A 15890-nucleotide genomic window follows, 5' to 3' on the forward strand; every position below is an offset into this window, starting at 1 on the left:
TTTTACTTTGAACACTTTTTACAAAATAATAAGTGATGAAACAGTATTACTAAAACTAAAGAAAAAAAGTGATATTGGATTTTGGCAATATCAAATACTAGGGTTACTAAGCTTTTTTGCCAATAATCAATTTGATTATCTTTTTATCACAAACAAAAGAATATTAGTCTTAATTAAAGACACTGTAGTTACAAACATAGAGTATCATAATTTTAAAGAATTAAAATTTAACAGCATGAATAATACTTTAAGTTTTAATGACTCAAATAATCAACAACAACAGTTATCCTTAAATAAGTTAAGATTAACTTACGAAGAGATACAGTTAATAAAGAAAAAATTACATGCCTAATAAACAAAACATATTAATCATTGGTGCAGGACTTTGCGGAAGCTTACTAGCACTAAGACTTGGACAAAGAGGCTATAATGTTAACGTGTACGAGATGCGTCCCGACTTACGCAAAACTGACATATCTGCAGGTCGCTCTATCAATTTAGCATTTTCAGATAGAGGTAATAAAGCAATGAAATTAGTTGGTATAGAAAAACAAGTAGAAGCACTTTGTATACCAATGAATGGTCGAATGATTCATGATAAACAAGGTAACACGTTCTTATCCAATTATAGTGGTCGTGATCATGAATATATAAACTCGATATCAAGAGGTGGATTAAACGCTTTACTTTTAAATGAAGCCGAAAAACATGATAATGTTACCTTTCATTTTAATAAAAAATGCAAATCGGTAGATTTTGAAAAAACAACTGCTCTTTTTGAAGATTATACTTCTAAAGACAAATTTATTGAAGATGCAGATTGCATAATAGCAACAGATGGAGCTGGTTCTGCTTTACGCAAAAGTTATTATTTAGAGCGTAAATTTTTATTCAGTTTTTCTCAAAACTACTTAACACACGGTTATAAAGAGTTAAGCATATTACCAACAAAAACAGGAGATTACAAAACATACAAAAACGCCTTACACATATGGCCTAGAGGAGATTTTATGGTTATTGCACTACCAAATTTAGACGGTAGCTTTACTGTAACACTATTTTTAAGCTATGCTGAAGGTGAATATAATTTTAACAACTTAACTACTCCAGAAATTGTAACCGAGTTTTTTCAAAAAGAATTCCCAGATGCATTAGCTTTAATGCCTAATCTGGTGGAGGACTTTTTTGAAAACCCAACAGCTCCTTTAGGTACAGTAAAATGTTCTCCTTGGCACTATAAAGGCAACACCCTATTAATGGGAGATTCAGCACACGCAATAGTACCTTTTTACGGACAAGGCATGAATGCGTCTTTTGAAGATGTTGTCGAGTTTGACGCTGTATTAGATAAATTTGAAGGCGATTGGGAAACTGTTTTTACAGAATACGAAAAAACTAGAAAAAAAGACACAGATGCTATTGCAGATTTAGCTATAGATAATTTTCACGAAATGAAAGACCACGTTGGTCAAGCTATATTTCAAGAAAAACGAAAAATTGAACAAGCATTAGAAAAAGAATTCCCTAATGAGTATTCATCAAAATATAGCTTAGTCACTTTTAACGAGCATATTGGCTATCGCGAAGCAATGCTCAGAGGTCGTGCACAAGATAAAGCCATACTAAACCTTTTAGACGACGGAATAATTAAAACATCAGATAATCTAAAAGATATTTTGGAAAAAGTAAAAACACAAACAGAAGCAATTTTACAAGACGATAGAGTTGCAGGATTGAAGTAACTAAAAATTAGCAATTAGCAAAAATGAAAATAATTTAGGGCTTAAAAATAAACTAAGTAAATTATAAAGCCCTCAAATCAATTCAAAAGAATTGAAACATCAAGGCGAAGAATAGATGAAGAAAAGCTCCGAAAACAGGAGAACGCAGTTCGACGCGGAGTTTTCAAATCGGTTTCAGTTTGCAAAACTGAAAATTCCTTGGCTTGATCGTGATTTTTTGGTTCGTTTTGCATCAAGGCAAAATGAACAGAAAGAAAGAATAATGAGATCCTGAAACAAGTTCAGGATGACGTAAAAATATAAAATTAATGAACGAAGGAACTAAAGTAACACCAAGAGGAGCCTATCCACACGTAAAACAAGTTGGCGATTTCATTTTTGTTTCAGGAACAAGTTCTCGTAGAGCAGACAATACCATTGCTGGAGTCGATATTATCGACGAAATGGGAACTAAAAAACTAAACGCCTACACACAAACGCAAGAAGTTTTAAAAAACATAGACACTAACCTTAAAAAAGTTGGTGCCAGTTTAAAAGACGTTGTAGATGTGACTTCCTTTTTAGTAAACATGAATGACTTTGCAGATTATAATAAAGCTTACGCTGAATTTTTTGACAAACAAACAGGACCAACCAGAACAACAGTTGCTGTACATCAATTACCACATCCTGATTTAGTGGTTGAAATTAAAGTAATGGCTTATAAGAAACAATAAATGAAGATTCAAAACTACATTAACGGAGCATTCCATAATCCATTGCAAGACCTTTGGATAGACAATTACAATCCTAGTAATGGAGAAGTTTACGGACAAATTCCAAACTCGTCAAAAGAGGATGTAGAAAACGCATATATCGCTGCAAAATCAGCTTTTCCAAGTTGGTCACAAACTAGTATAGAAGTGCGTAGTAGAATATTAATAAAGATTTCAGAGTTACTAGAAGCTAACTTACAACGCTTCGCAGAAGCCGAAAGTAAAGACAACGGAAAACCGATTAGCTTAGCAAAAGCAGTAGATATACCAAGAGCAGCAAGTAACTTTCGTTTTTTCGGGAATGCCATAACACAATTTGCCAGCGAAAGTCACGAAAGCATTGGACAAGCCATAAATTACACCTTACGTCAACCCATTGGTGTTGTAGGTTGTATTTCTCCTTGGAACCTTCCACTCTATTTATTTACATGGAAAATCGCTCCAGCAATTGCAGCGGGAAACTGCGTCGTTGCCAAACCAAGCGAAATCACTCCAATGACTGCTTATTTATTGGGCGAGATTTGTAACCAAGCAGGCCTTCCAAAAGGTGTTTTAAATATTGTACATGGTTTAGGAGGATCTACTGGACAAGCCATTATTGAGCACGAAGACATAAAAGCAATCAGTTTTACAGGAGGAACAGCTACAGGAGCACATATTGCTAAAGTAGCAGCTCCAATGTTTAAAAAACTATCGTTAGAATTAGGCGGTAAAAACCCAAATATCATTTTTGCAGATTGCGATTATGACGATATGTTAGACACAACAGTACGTTCATCATTTGCTAATCAAGGTCAGATTTGTTTATGCGGAAGCAGAATCTTTGTAGAAGCTTCTATCTATGAAAAATTCAAGAAAGATTTTGTTGCAAAAGTAAAGGCTTTAAAAGTTGGTCATCCATCTGAAGCATCCACAAATATTGGAGCATTAGTATCCAAACCACATTTAGAAAAAGTAAAAGAATATATAAATATCGCTAAAGCGGAAAACGGAACAATCCTTTGTGGTGGAAATGAAGTCACTGTAAAAGGTTATGAAAACGGTTACTATTTAGAACCAACAGTTATTGAAGTACCAAATGATGACTGCAGAGTCAATCAAGAAGAAATTTTTGGACCTGTAGTTACTATTATGCCATTTAAAACAGAAGACGAAGTATTACTAATGGCAAACAAAGTAAAGTACGGTTTATCAGCTACACTGTGGACCAACAACCTAAAACGCACCATGCGCATGAGTAACCAATTACAAGCCGGAATAGTTTGGGTTAACACGTGGATGATGCGTGATTTACGAACGCCTTTTGGCGGTGTAAAAGCTTCTGGTGTTGGACGCGAAGGTGGTTTTGAAGCCTTACGCTTTTTTACTGAAGCTAAGAATGTTTGTATAAAATATTAGTTCACAAGAAAGTGGGAATCTTATAAATTGAAAACTAAAAGTCTCCTCGAGCACAGTCGAGAGGTTTACTATGAAATCTTATTTTGTTTACATACTACAATGTTCTGATAATTTAACCTATACAGGAGTTACGAATAACATTTCCAGAAGATTTGAAGAGCACCAAAATGGATTAAACAAAAATTGTTTTACTTTTAAAAGAAGACCATTAAAGTTAATTTTTCATCAAGAATTTAACGATATTGAACAAGCAATATTTTTTGAAAAGAAAATAAAAAAGTGGAGTGCAAAAAAGAAATATGCATTAGCTAATGGTGAATTTGATTTATTACAAATTTTAACAGAATGCAGAAATGCTAGTCATTCAAAATATAATCCAGATAGCGAGTAAGGTCTCGACTGCGCTCGACCAGACATAAAACACAAAATATAAATTGAAACAAGATTGTCTCCTCGAGCGCAGTCGAGAGGTTACAAAAGAACTTAGAATATGAACTTAAAATTAAACAATAAATACGCATTAGTTTGCGGAAGCACAGCAGGAATAGGAAAAGCAACCGCTTTAGCATTAGCTGAAGAAGGTGTACAAGTAACACTTATTGCTAGAAATGAAGACAAGTTAAAATCAACGCTAACTGAGTTACCTCAACATAGAAATCACGATTATATAGTTGCCGATTTTTCTAACCCGAAGGAATTAAAAGAAAAGGTAGAAGCGTATATAAAAGACAATCATGGGTTTCATGTATTGGTAAATAATACAGGTGGACCAAAAGGAGGACCAGTATTTTCGGCAAATGTAGACGAATTTGAAGCTGCTTTTACTCAGCATTTAAAATGTAATCACGTGTTAGCACAAGCAGTGGTTCCGTTTATGAAAAGTGAAGGCTTTGGAAGAATTATAAATGTAATTTCTACATCAGTAAAACAACCCTTAGACGGTCTTGGAGTGAGTAATACCATTCGTGGTGCTGTTGCCAATTGGAGTAAAACATTGGCTAATGAGCTTGGTCAATTTGGTATTACTGTAAATAATGTATTACCAGGCGCAACAGGTACCGATCGCTTGGCTGAAATTATTAAAAATAAATCTGCTAAATCAGGAAATACAGAAGAAGAATCTGCAAATGCTATGAAAAGTGCTGTGCCTGCAAAACGTTTTGCCAAGCCTGAAGAATTGGCTGACGCAATTACATTTTTAGCAAGTGAACGTGCTAGTTATATTAACGGAATTAATCTTCCGGTTGATGGCGGAAGAACAAAGAGTTTATAATTCCATCTATCATTGCGAGATTTTTTTCTTTTTAAAAAATCGTGGCAATCTGTTCAATTATCACTAATTTTATTGAATTGATAAATTTGCGTTAAGGATTACTCACAGATTAATATTTTAAAATATTGATTTCGTGAACCTAAAGGTTTGAAAGGTTTGTTTGAGCTCCTCGTAGAGAGCGAGCCTTGAAAGCCTGACCCTATTTAGGGAAACGCCCAAAATATTATAATATGAGTAAATTATTTCCACCTATAAATTTTAAAGCTTGGATTGAGGAAAATAGACATCTTTTAAAGCCACCAGTTGGTAACAAAGTGGTTTGGAAGGATGGTGATTTTATTGTTATGGTTGTTGGTGGACCAAATAATAGAAAGGATTACCATTACAACGAAACACCTGAATTTTTCCATCAAATTGAAGGTGATATTATCTTAAAAGTTATTGAAGATGGTGTCCCAAAAGACATTCATATTAAAGAAGGTGAAATATTTTTATTACCACCAAAAGTACCACACTCGCCACAACGTGGTGCAAATACAGTTGGTTTAGTCATTGAATACCCAAGAGAAAAAGGTGTGCAAGATGCTTTACTTTGGTTTTGTGAAAATTGCACAACTAAATTGTATGAAGAAGATTTTACAGTAAAAAATATCGAAACTGATATGCCAAAAATATTCGATAAATATTATGGCGATTTAGACAAGCGTACATGCCCAAACTGCTCGGCTATCATGCAACCACCCCAAAAGGTCAAGCTAGAAAAGTAGTTCGCATAAGAATCAAAGTCGGGATTAAAAATAACAATAGCTTAATTGAAAGTCCCCAATCAATTTGTAAAATTGAACGCCAAGGCGAAGAATAGATAAAGAAAAGCTTCGAGATCAGGAGAACTATGTTCGACGCGAAGTTTTCGTATCGATTTTCAGTTTAAAACTGAAAAATTCCTTGGCTTGGACGTCTTTTTTTGGTTCGTTTTTTGAACAAGCAAAAAATGAATAGAATAAATAATTTAAGACACAAATTGCCGCATCTAAAGACCAGCAATAACAAAACATATGGAAAAACGCAAACTTAGAATTAACGGTCACTCCCACTTATTGCCATATCCAGAGGAAATCCCTCAGTTTATGCAAGACAAAGAAATTTTTTGGGTCGATAAAGACCGAAAATTTATGCTTCAAAAAGATTGGAACAGACCAATTACTGATTCTAGTTTCTTTTTAGATGAAAAACTAGCTTGGATGGAACGTTTTAAAATTGACCATGCAGTCGTTTTAAATTTATCACAATTATATGGTAATGGTTTGCGTGTGGAAGAAATGAAGCAAGCGCTTAAATTTCAGAACGATTTTAATGCCAAAGTACAACGCGAAAACCCAAGTAAATTTACTTGCGGTTTTGTAGTACATCCTGGTTTTGTTAGAGGAGCCTGCTGGGAAATTGAGCGTTGTGTGGAAGAATTAGGTATGCAATTATTATGTTTACCAACCCACTACATGGATACTATAGGAACGTGGCGTTGTATTTTTGATGAAGAAAACGAGCCTATTTTTGAAATGGCCAACAAGTATAATCTAGCTGTAGAAATCCATCCTTACGATGGTGAAAAGTTTATAAAACTAGAAAACACCTCTTGGCGTTTTCATTTAATATGGATGTTGGCACAATGTGCAGATGCGTACCACTTTTTAACATTAAATGGTTATCAAGATAAGTACCCAAATATGCGTACTTGTTTTGCGCATGGTGGACAATTAGCACAAATAAACTTAGGACGACGTATCCAAGGTTTTGATGGTAGACCCGATTTATTTGAAGGAAAAAGTCACCCAAGAAAAGCGGTTGGACATAAAAACATCTTTTTTGACACTTTAGTACACGATACTGGTGGATTAGATTTATTATTAAAAAATCAAGGTTCTAAACAGGTGTTAATGGGACTTGATGATCCTTATCCTTTAGGGGAAATGGAAAGCGAGAAACAAAGCTCGTACCCTGGAAAAATTTTAGATTTAGCCATAGACCGAAAAATCATTACAGAAACAGAACGTGATGCTATTTGGGAAGACAACGTAATCCAATGGTTATGTGGAGATGACCAAGCTGCTAAAGACAAACTTGTTAAACGTATTTTAGGATAATGAAAAAAGAGTCTTTTTGGGATAGTGTAGCAAACTACATTAAATTTAAAACTATTATTCCACTGATAGTTTTAGCAGTATTACTCATTGTGCTTTTAATAAAATCACTTTACAACACTATAATAGGTTAAACATTATTTATGTACTTTTTACCAGAAAAACTAGACGACTACGTGGTTGCTCACAGTCAAGATGAACCCGAGTTATTGCAACAATTAACTAGAGAAACGTATCAAAAAATATTACAGCCTATTATGTTGTCAGGACCTTATCAGGGTCGCGTGCTAAGTATGATTTCTAAATTAATTAGACCAAAATCTGTTTTAGAATTAGGTACTTTTACTGGCTATGCAACACTTTGTTTAGCTGAAGGTTTGCATCCTGAAGGCGAAATACATACTATTGATGTTAATGAGGAGTTGGAAGATTTTCAGCGTAAATATTTTGATAAATCAGAATTTGGACAGCAAATACATCAGCATTTAGGAAGCGCAATTGATATACTTCCAAAGCTAGACAAATCTTTTGATTTGGTATTTATTGATGCTGACAAACCTAACTACGTTAATTATTTTCATTTAATAATAGATAAATTAAGACCTGGCGGAATCATATTATCTGACAATGTTTTATGGCACGGGAAAGTAGTTGAACCAGTGGATCCAAAAGACGTTTCTACCAATGCTGTTTTAGAGTTTAATACACTTTTAAAAGAAGACCCAAGAATAGAAACCGTTTTATTACCTATTAGAGATGGCTTAACTATTAGCCGAAAAATATAATATTACTAATGAGTAAATTAGATATAAGAACCGTTGATGTTACACAATACATCACTCCTCTAAGAGAAGGTGGTTCTTTACCTGCTATTGTAAAAGCAGATGACGACTTTTTATACGTTTTAAAGTTTAGAGGTGCAGGACAAGGAAAAAAAGCATTAATTGCCGAATTTATTGGAGGCGAATTAGCAAGAGCTATTGGGTTAAAAGTACCAGAGTTGGTTTTTATGAATTTGGATGACTCGTTTAGCAAAACAGAACCAGATGAAGAAATACAAGACTTACTTAAGTTTAGCGTAGGTTTAAACCTAGGACTACATTATTTAAGTGGTAGTATAACCTTTGATCCTTTGGCATCCGTTGCAGATCCTTTGACAGCATCCAAAGTAGTATTATTAGATAGCATTATTAGTAATATTGACAGAACAGTTAAAAACCCTAATGTACTTAATTGGAATAAAGAGTTATGGGTTATTGATAATGGAGCAAGTTTTTATTTTCATCATAATTGGGAGACTTGGGAGAATCATTTAACCAGAACATTTCCATTAATTAAAGATCATGTTTTATTAGATCGTGCTTCAAAATTTGATGAAGCATCGCAACAAATTATTGAAAAATTAAGTTTAAATACTATTGACACTATAATTAATACCATACCTGAAGATTGGCTAATAAATGAGTCTGACACTTTTACGCCAAACCAAATGAAAGCTGCTTACAAAACGTATTTAAACTCCAGACTTGAAAAGATTAACTTACTAGTTAAAGAAGCTAAAGATGCAAGATAAAGTTACTTTTGAATACGCGATAATACGTTTAGTACCTAAAGTAGAACGTGAGGAGTTTTTTAACATTGGTGTTATTTTATTTTCTAAAAGAAAAAAATATCTAGAGGTTAAATTTAAAATAGACGAGGCTAAATTGGCTGCATTTGCATGCGAACTAAATATAAAAGATCTAAATACATATTTAAAGTCTTGGGACTTAATTTGTAAAGGTGACAAATCTAGCGGAACTATTGGACAGTTTGAATTATCCGATAGATTTAGATGGTTAGCAGCTTCACGCAGTACAGTAATACAAAGCTCTAAAACTCATTCTGGTATTACAGATAATCCAGAGAAGGAATTAGAAGATATTTTTAAAAACTATGTTTTGTGTGAAAGTACTAGCAAAAAATAAAAACTAACTATATGGACTTTACTTTATCTATAGAAGAAAACGAAGATTTTTTTACTAATAAGATGATTACTTTTGAAAAAAGATACATCCTTCAGCATTACTTTAAAAACAGAATTAAAATAAACGAAGTAGAAAGACGCATATTAGAAAATTGCCATACTGATGAAATTGAACCTATTGCTCTAATTGGGTATTTACTTGGTGACAAAAGTCCGTTAAACATTTTTAGATTACGACTTGGTTCATTTTTTAAAAGTGATTTAGAGTTGGCTAAATGCTGCAAAGATTTAATTACTGAAAAAGATATTAAAGAGGCCGAAGCTATTTTGTTTCATTATGAATATGAAGAAAACGACCACATAGAGAGACCCATTTTTGAATATTACTACAAACGCCCAAAAACTAATTAGCTATTTAATATTATCCTTTGTAACCATTACATTAGCTAAATAACTTGCATCTTTAGACACACCACCTAATGTCGCAGAGCCACGTGTATACATCCAAGGTAAACCAATAAAGTATAATCCGTCAATATTGCTAACACCTCTATAATTTTTTGGATAACCATTAGCATCCAATTCTAAACCTTGTATCCAATTAAAATTGGGACGATAACCTGTTGCCCAAATCACATTTTTAATGGTTGAAACTTTTTGTTTTTCAAAAAAGACATCATTATTTAAAGCATCCTTTGTACGTCCTACAGCAATTACATTCTCTCTTGTCAAAATTCCCTTAACATCTGTTCCAATAACGGGTTGTGTCGATGAGTTAATTTTTTTTCCTATCCAACTATACTTACTATAATTTAAAAAACCAACAACAGTAAACCACCACCACAACGTTTTACCTAAAAAATTTTGAGGTAAAGATTTTACTGTTGTATCACCAGAAAAGTAAACTGTTCTGGATGTATCCTTAGAGATTTCATTTAGTATTTGATACCCAGAATCTCCTCCTCCTACAACCAAAGCATCTCCTTGTTGTAATTGCCTAACACCTTTGTAGTAATTACTATGCATTTGCAAAGTGCTTTTAGAAATTTTGGTATGACAAGGTGGTGTATATGGTATATGGAATGGACCTGTTGCAACAATAACGTTTTTAGCTTCAATTTCGCCAGCTTTATGCTGAACAAAAAAACCTGTTTCAGTTTTACTTACAGAGGTCACTAAAGTGTTTAATTGTATTGGAATATTAAATTTTTTGACATAATTCTTAAAATAATTAGCAACATCAACCTTAGTTGGATAATATCCTTTAGGTGCATCAAATTTTAAGCCTGGTAAATGGTTATATTCTGTTGGTGTAAATAACTTTAAAGAATCCCATCGGTTTAGCCAAGATGCACCAACCTCTGACTCTCCATCAAGCACCAAAAAATTTACATCCATTTGTTTTAAATGAAAAGCCATAGCCAATCCTGCTTGTGCGCCACCAATTACTACATAATCCAACATCTAAATTCCTTTTTTAATTTAGTGCAAAAGTACCCACAATTTATCAATCTGAGCAATAAAGACTAGCTCAAGATTAATTCATGATTGTTAAACCTATTGATAATACTCATTAAAAAAAAGACTTAACTCGACCAAACGCCTTTTTCACTAGTTACTATTTATTTAATAAGCTAAATAGTATACTTTTATAATATGAAGCATAAATTAATACTGATTTTTATAATTCTAATTGCACAAATAATTAGTGCTCAAAATACTGCTAAGGATAAAACCTTGACTTTAAACGACAATATTACATGGTTAAATAATTTTGAGAAACTAGAATTAAAAGTCAATAGAGTTACTATTTTCAAGCAGAAAATAAACGCTGACACACTATTTAAAGCTCAAACTAAATATTCTAGAATTAAATTTAAAAACAAAAGTAAACCTGCTTTTTTCACAGATAAATTAGAGTGCGATTGTAAGATTATGTTTTTACTAAATTTAAACGAACCTAATTATTATTTACTTGATCCTATAGCGTATCCTAAAACGATAGTGGTTCTAGAATTAATAAACTCTTATAATATTGAAGATTTTTATATTGTAAAACCAGCTAACGCTGCTGCTTTATTTGGAGAGCAAGCCAAATGCGGTGTCCTTATCCTTAAAACCATGAACAAGCAATTTATTAAAAAAGTAAAACAAACATTATAATTGCATGCAGAGAGCAGCAATTTAACAACATTTAACTAAAGTTTTTTATTGCCAATTATTTTTACGAAATTTAAGCTAATAACGTAAAAAATTAACCACTAAAACATAAACATGGATTGGATATATTCTTTAAGTGACCCTTTATGGGAAACTATTTTAGGAAGCCTTATATTATTTGTAGTCATTATTATATTAACCAGAATTATTGGTTTACGCTCGTTTGCTAAATTTACAGCATACGACTTTGCATTTACTATTGCTATTGGTAGTATTATCTCTTCAACTTTAACGTCAAGTACTTCCATTACACATGGTAGCGTTGCAATTGCAGGCTTACTATTTTTAACTTATATTTTTTCTACTTTACAAAAAAAATTTCCTAGTATAAACACTTTAATATCAAATAAGCCTTTATTATTAATGAAAGGTCAAACCATTTTACATGACAATTTAAAACATGCTAGAATTGAAAAATCGCAATTAATAGCTAAGCTAAGAGAAGCAAATGTGTTAGACTTTAAACAAGTTGAGGCTGTGGTTTTAGAATCCACTGGAGACATATCTGTATTACATAAATCTTCTGAATCTGACGACACAAATTTAAGTGCAACCCTATTAGAAGATGTTAGAGAATCGCCATGAAACACATCAACTAATTATATAAAAAGATTAACATTTTACTACTTAAAGTTTATTTAAATTTGAATTGTGAAAGACAAATTAAACTTACATACAAAACACACGGTACTTCCTTTATTAGGTTTAGTAATACTGTTACTACTTTCACCTTGTAAGGTTAGAAATTTTATTCAAGTTGAACTTGGCTTAACACAAACTGAAGTTTCAAACAAAAGCCAAGCGACTGTAAGTTATTTGGATTGTAATGATTTTGAAATTACCAATACTAGTTTTCAAAAAAGCACTTCTTCTGTAGACTTTACAGCAATAATACTTGATGTTAATACAGCATTTGTTGTATCAGATATTTCAAAAAGTTACTTACAACCTGATCAAAAAGGAAACTACTCAGTTTCTAAAATTCCCCTTTATATTTTATATCAAAATTTTAAGGACTATCTGTAATTAGATATTTTCTAGTCTAGAGTATCAGTACACACAAAGCTGATAACACTTTTTTGATAACCAAAACAGAAATTACAAGAATATACTTTCCGCTAATTTTAGCTATGGTAATATATACCATCTAACGACCTCTTGTTTTCTTAAATTTAAAATATAAAACTGATGAAAAATTCAATCTTAATTTTCACAACTCTATTTAGCTTCATATGTGGAACTCAACAATTACAAGCACAAGATTTTAATACTACAAAAAATAATTACTTAATCCTTTCCAAAAATATCCAACAACTTAAACCTGTATTACTAACTGCCCAATCTTTAGCAACGGAAGACGGTATTAACTATGGTGACTTTTACGTAATTATTTGCGGTAAAACAGTAAAAGATATTCCTAATAACACTGAATTTAAAACCCTTTTAGAAGAAGCAAAATTCTTAAATATAAAAGTCTTTGTGTGTGGTATTTCACTTAAAAAATTTAATATAACACCTAAACAATTACCTGATAGTATTGTAGTTACAGAAAATGGAATCCTTTATGGTTTTCAACTTACAAAAAATGGATTCTTAACATTAACTATCTAATTTACTAAAAATGAAAACTATAAATATAAAAAATGATGCAGGCCTATTAACGCTGGCAATAAGACTAGTAATTGGATGGACTTACTTTTCGGCATTTTGGAGGCGTACCATTTTGGCAGATAAACTAGACCCAGAGGTTGCTGGATACATTGGAGAAAAGTTTAACCACTTTTTACCAAACGCTTTAGGTATAAAACCAATTATTCAATACCTAGTAGAAAACCCAGATATACTTTGGTTAAACATGGTCATATTTACAATAATAGAAGGAATTGTAGGTTTATTTATTCTCCTTGGGTTGTTTACTAGACTAATGAGTATTGGTGTCTTTGGATTAGCAATGGGAATACTTTTAGGGTCAGGATGGATTGGTACAACGTGTCTTGACGAATGGCAAATTGGTGTATTGGGAATTGCTACAGGATTTGTTTTGTTTTTAACAGGAAGCGGAAAATACTCTTTAGATAATTATTTAATAAACCGCAATTATACTTTCACTACAAAAAAATGGTTTGCTTGGTTAGGCTCTGGTATTCTACCAATTAAAGACCAGCTTTTTCCTAAAGTTGTGCTAATTGGGTCGTTAGCCATTTTAGGCATGACCTTAATGACAAATCAAGTTTTTCATGGTGGTTTATGGGGAACACTCCATAACAAATCTGTGAAACCAAAATTAGAAATTACTAATGGACAAATTGAAGATAACACATTATCTTTTGATGTTTTTAGGACAGAAGGTGTAGATGTTTATGGCTCTTGGGTTATTGGTATTGAACTATTTGACGATACAAATAAATTAATTATGAGTTATAATCAAGAAGAATTATCAAGCTTACAACCTAAAAATATCTCAAACTTTTATGTCGCTAAAATAAAACCTGGCAAACATAGTTTGATTGTTCCTTTGGGCGCAAAAGCAACATTACACTTAAAAAATGGTAAACTAACAACAATAACCAATAGTGAGTATACTATCAAGATGACAGATATTAGTGGTCTTAGCTGGGAACATAAGTTGACAGTAACTAATAAATAAAAAACAAAAAGCCTCTCAATGTTTTGAGAGGCTTTTTTAACTAACACTTAAAATGTTTTACTGCACTGCTTGTAAGGCATCAATATTACCATAACCAAAACTACTGTTCTTGTTAGGATAAAACTCGGCAGATTGCTTTAATTTATTTAACACTTGTGTTCTAGACCAAGATGGATGTCTTGACCAAACTAATGCTGCAATACCAGCTGTAGTTGCTGTTGCTACAGATGATCCACCTGTGTATCGTCTATCTCCATTATAAAATCCTAATACAGGAGGCGCTTTACTTGTGTTATTATCACCTTCCATAATAATTGTAAAATCTATTTTACTTCCGCTATGACACACTTCGCATCTGTCATAATTTGGACCATCATCAACACCTGTAACAGCAACAGTCTCACTCATAGTTGCAGGAAAAATTACGCCAAATCCATTTGTAAAACTAGTAGAGGTCCCACCTGCTGCAAAAATTAATTTACCTTTACTATATGCATATTTAACAGCATCTTTAATACTACCAATAGACCACACATAACCAATTGACATAGATATGATTTTGACATCACTTCTGTTTCCTAATTGCGTTAATGCTGCAGACACACCTTTACGCTCATGATAGTCATTAAGCAAAACATCTTCTGTTGCTCTATAAGCTACTAAATTTGCGTTATAGGCAACTCCAACTGGCATACCATTATCATTACGTGGTGCTGCCATAGTTGACGCCATAGCTGTACCATGTCCACATTTATCATGAGGTCCATCATAGTTACTAGACCACCACCAAGAGGAATCTATAAAGGTTCCATATTTTTGTACAAAACGACCATTAGAATACCCATCATTAATTCCTGAGGAATTTAATAAGCTTTGTGATGCTGATACACCTGTATCAATCAACCCTATAGTTATACCTGATCCAGTACTATAATTCCATGCTTGCGGAATATTATGCTTATTAAAATGCCAAGATACTTGTGCATTATTTGGTGCTATTGTTGTGTAATGTGATGCGTTTATGGCATCTGCATTTTTATCACAACCTGAGCTTGAGCGAGCATTATTTACGGTTTCGTAGTGATTATAACCGTTTGGTTCTAAATATCTAACACCATCTGTTTGTAATAATTGTTTTATAGTTATAAAGTTTTCTACTTTAACGTCTACAACATTTATTATATCATGTTCAAACATTGTTTTTTCGCTTTTTTTGTAAGCTTCATTAGCTTCTACTAGTTGCTCTATATTAGACAAGGTAGACTTTAAGCGCTCTGTTTTGACCTCTATAAAACTTTCTCCTTCTTCTCCATATCCAATGGTTAGGATATTATTACCTCTAACAACTGCACTCCATAAGGTATGTGGTGTGACGTCCTTCCAATCAAAACTTCCGGTTTCAGTAAGACTAGTATTAATTATAGCATTAATTTCTGGGATAGTCAACGCTGCTTTTTGGTCGTCGTTAACTGTGGTTTCTTCAGGATTTTCTAGATAGGCCTCATCCTGACAGGCATTAAAAAAAGCAAAAGTCATTACTAGTAATGACAATTGAAGTACACGTTTTTTCATTTTATATAGTTTAAGGTTGATGCTTAAATATATAAATTATTCTTAAAGAAAAGTTAATAAAAGTTACAAATTAACAAACAACCACTACACAAAATAGTAAATCGATACATTTTTAAGAGTAATGCTTTGCGTTAGCGGTAGGAATGACATCCTTTTTTTGCTGCCATATATGGCAAAAA

General features: G+C 32.6%; 19 protein-coding genes. 17 read left to right on the forward strand and 2 right to left on the reverse strand.

Translation table 11 applies throughout. From position 1 onward, the window contains the following. Nucleotides 1–7: 7 nt before the first annotated feature. From JM82_RS09695 to JM82_RS09750, 12 genes are all read left to right on the forward strand, one after another. Complete coding sequence (locus JM82_RS09695; RefSeq protein WP_145002882.1) at nucleotides 8–352, forward strand: PH domain-containing protein; 345 nt, start codon at nucleotides 8–10, stop codon at nucleotides 350–352. Then, nucleotides 345–1742 (forward strand): FAD-dependent oxidoreductase, encoded by a 1398-nt coding sequence (locus JM82_RS09700; protein ID WP_145002885.1) that lies wholly within the window; start codon nucleotides 345–347, stop codon nucleotides 1740–1742. The genes JM82_RS09695 and JM82_RS09700 overlap by 8 nt, the downstream gene beginning before the upstream one ends. 308 nt (nucleotides 1743–2050) lie before the next feature. Beyond that, entirely contained in the window at nucleotides 2051–2458 is a 408-nt protein-coding gene (locus tag JM82_RS09705; protein WP_145002888.1) for a RidA family protein, read from the forward strand. Further along, nucleotides 2459–3895 (forward strand): aldehyde dehydrogenase, encoded by a 1437-nt coding sequence (locus tag JM82_RS09710; RefSeq protein WP_145002891.1) that lies wholly within the window; start codon nucleotides 2459–2461, stop codon nucleotides 3893–3895. A 70-nt stretch (nucleotides 3896–3965) separates the two neighbouring features. Continuing rightward, nucleotides 3966–4286, forward strand: a complete 321-nt coding sequence (locus JM82_RS09715; protein ID WP_145002894.1) for a GIY-YIG nuclease family protein — start codon at nucleotides 3966–3968, stop codon at nucleotides 4284–4286. 99 nt (nucleotides 4287–4385) lie between these two features. Next, entirely contained in the window at nucleotides 4386–5168 is a 783-nt protein-coding gene (locus JM82_RS09720) for an SDR family oxidoreductase (protein WP_145002897.1), read from the forward strand. 230 nt (nucleotides 5169–5398) lie between these two features. After that, nucleotides 5399–5935 carry a 3-hydroxyanthranilate 3,4-dioxygenase gene (locus JM82_RS09725; RefSeq protein WP_145002900.1) on the forward strand — a complete coding sequence of 179 codons (537 nt, stop codon included), beginning with the start codon at nucleotides 5399–5401 and terminating at the stop codon, nucleotides 5933–5935. Between the two features lie 288 nt (nucleotides 5936–6223). Then, the gene (locus tag JM82_RS09730; protein ID WP_145002903.1) at nucleotides 6224–7309 is read left to right on the forward strand and encodes an amidohydrolase family protein; all 1086 of its coding nucleotides are present in this window, start codon (nucleotides 6224–6226) and stop codon (nucleotides 7307–7309) included. Between the two features lie 140 nt (nucleotides 7310–7449). Continuing rightward, nucleotides 7450–8091, forward strand: coding sequence for an O-methyltransferase (locus tag JM82_RS09735; protein WP_145002906.1), 642 nt, complete (start codon nucleotides 7450–7452; stop codon nucleotides 8089–8091). Between the two features lie 8 nt (nucleotides 8092–8099). Then, nucleotides 8100–8879 (forward strand): HipA family kinase, encoded by a 780-nt coding sequence (locus tag JM82_RS09740; protein WP_145002909.1) that lies wholly within the window; start codon nucleotides 8100–8102, stop codon nucleotides 8877–8879. Continuing rightward, on the forward strand, nucleotides 8869–9273 hold the full coding sequence (locus JM82_RS09745) for a DUF3037 domain-containing protein (RefSeq protein WP_145002912.1): 405 nt from the start codon (nucleotides 8869–8871) through the stop codon (nucleotides 9271–9273). The genes JM82_RS09740 and JM82_RS09745 overlap by 11 nt, the downstream gene beginning before the upstream one ends. An 11-nt stretch (nucleotides 9274–9284) precedes the next feature. Further along, nucleotides 9285–9683, forward strand: coding sequence for a hypothetical protein (locus tag JM82_RS09750; RefSeq protein ID WP_145002915.1), 399 nt, complete (start codon nucleotides 9285–9287; stop codon nucleotides 9681–9683). Here the strand turns inward: JM82_RS09750 and JM82_RS09755 are convergent, their stop codons facing one another. Next, nucleotides 9684–10736 carry a flavin-containing monooxygenase gene (locus tag JM82_RS09755; RefSeq protein ID WP_145002917.1) on the reverse strand — a complete coding sequence of 351 codons (1053 nt, stop codon included), beginning with the start codon at nucleotides 10734–10736 and terminating at the stop codon, nucleotides 9684–9686. A gap of 192 nt (nucleotides 10737–10928) precedes the next feature. Here JM82_RS09755 and JM82_RS09760 point away from each other — a divergent pair, with 192 nt between their 5' ends. The 5 genes from JM82_RS09760 to JM82_RS09780 all read left to right on the forward strand — a co-directional run bounded on the left by JM82_RS09760 (nucleotide 10929) and on the right by JM82_RS09780 (nucleotide 14139). Next, nucleotides 10929–11435 (forward strand): hypothetical protein, encoded by a 507-nt coding sequence (locus JM82_RS09760; RefSeq protein WP_145002920.1) that lies wholly within the window; start codon nucleotides 10929–10931, stop codon nucleotides 11433–11435. Nucleotides 11436–11546: 111 nt separating this feature from the next. Then, nucleotides 11547–12077: a DUF421 domain-containing protein gene (locus JM82_RS09765; RefSeq protein ID WP_145002923.1), complete on the forward strand. Its 531-nt coding sequence runs from the start codon at nucleotides 11547–11549 to the stop codon at nucleotides 12075–12077. A 66-nt stretch (nucleotides 12078–12143) separates the two neighbouring features. Further along, the gene (locus tag JM82_RS09770) at nucleotides 12144–12518 is read left to right on the forward strand and encodes a hypothetical protein (RefSeq protein WP_145002925.1); all 375 of its coding nucleotides are present in this window, start codon (nucleotides 12144–12146) and stop codon (nucleotides 12516–12518) included. A 162-nt stretch (nucleotides 12519–12680) separates the two neighbouring features. Beyond that, nucleotides 12681–13103 (forward strand): sulfur reduction protein DsrE, encoded by a 423-nt coding sequence (locus tag JM82_RS09775; protein WP_145002928.1) that lies wholly within the window; start codon nucleotides 12681–12683, stop codon nucleotides 13101–13103. Nucleotides 13104–13113: 10 nt separating this feature from the next. Beyond that, nucleotides 13114–14139 (forward strand): TQO small subunit DoxD, encoded by a 1026-nt coding sequence (locus JM82_RS09780; RefSeq protein ID WP_145002931.1) that lies wholly within the window; start codon nucleotides 13114–13116, stop codon nucleotides 14137–14139. 57 nt (nucleotides 14140–14196) lie between these two features. On the opposite strand, the gene JM82_RS09785 is transcribed toward JM82_RS09780, so the two are convergent. Beyond that, on the reverse strand, nucleotides 14197–15711 hold the full coding sequence (locus JM82_RS09785; RefSeq protein WP_145002934.1) for a S8 family peptidase: 1515 nt from the start codon (nucleotides 15709–15711) through the stop codon (nucleotides 14197–14199). Between the last annotated feature and the right edge of the window lie 179 nt (nucleotides 15712–15890).

Origin of the sequence: Olleya sp. Hel_I_94, assembly GCF_007827365.1 — a bacterium.
Classification (GTDB): Bacteria; Bacteroidota; Bacteroidia; order Flavobacteriales; family Flavobacteriaceae; genus Olleya.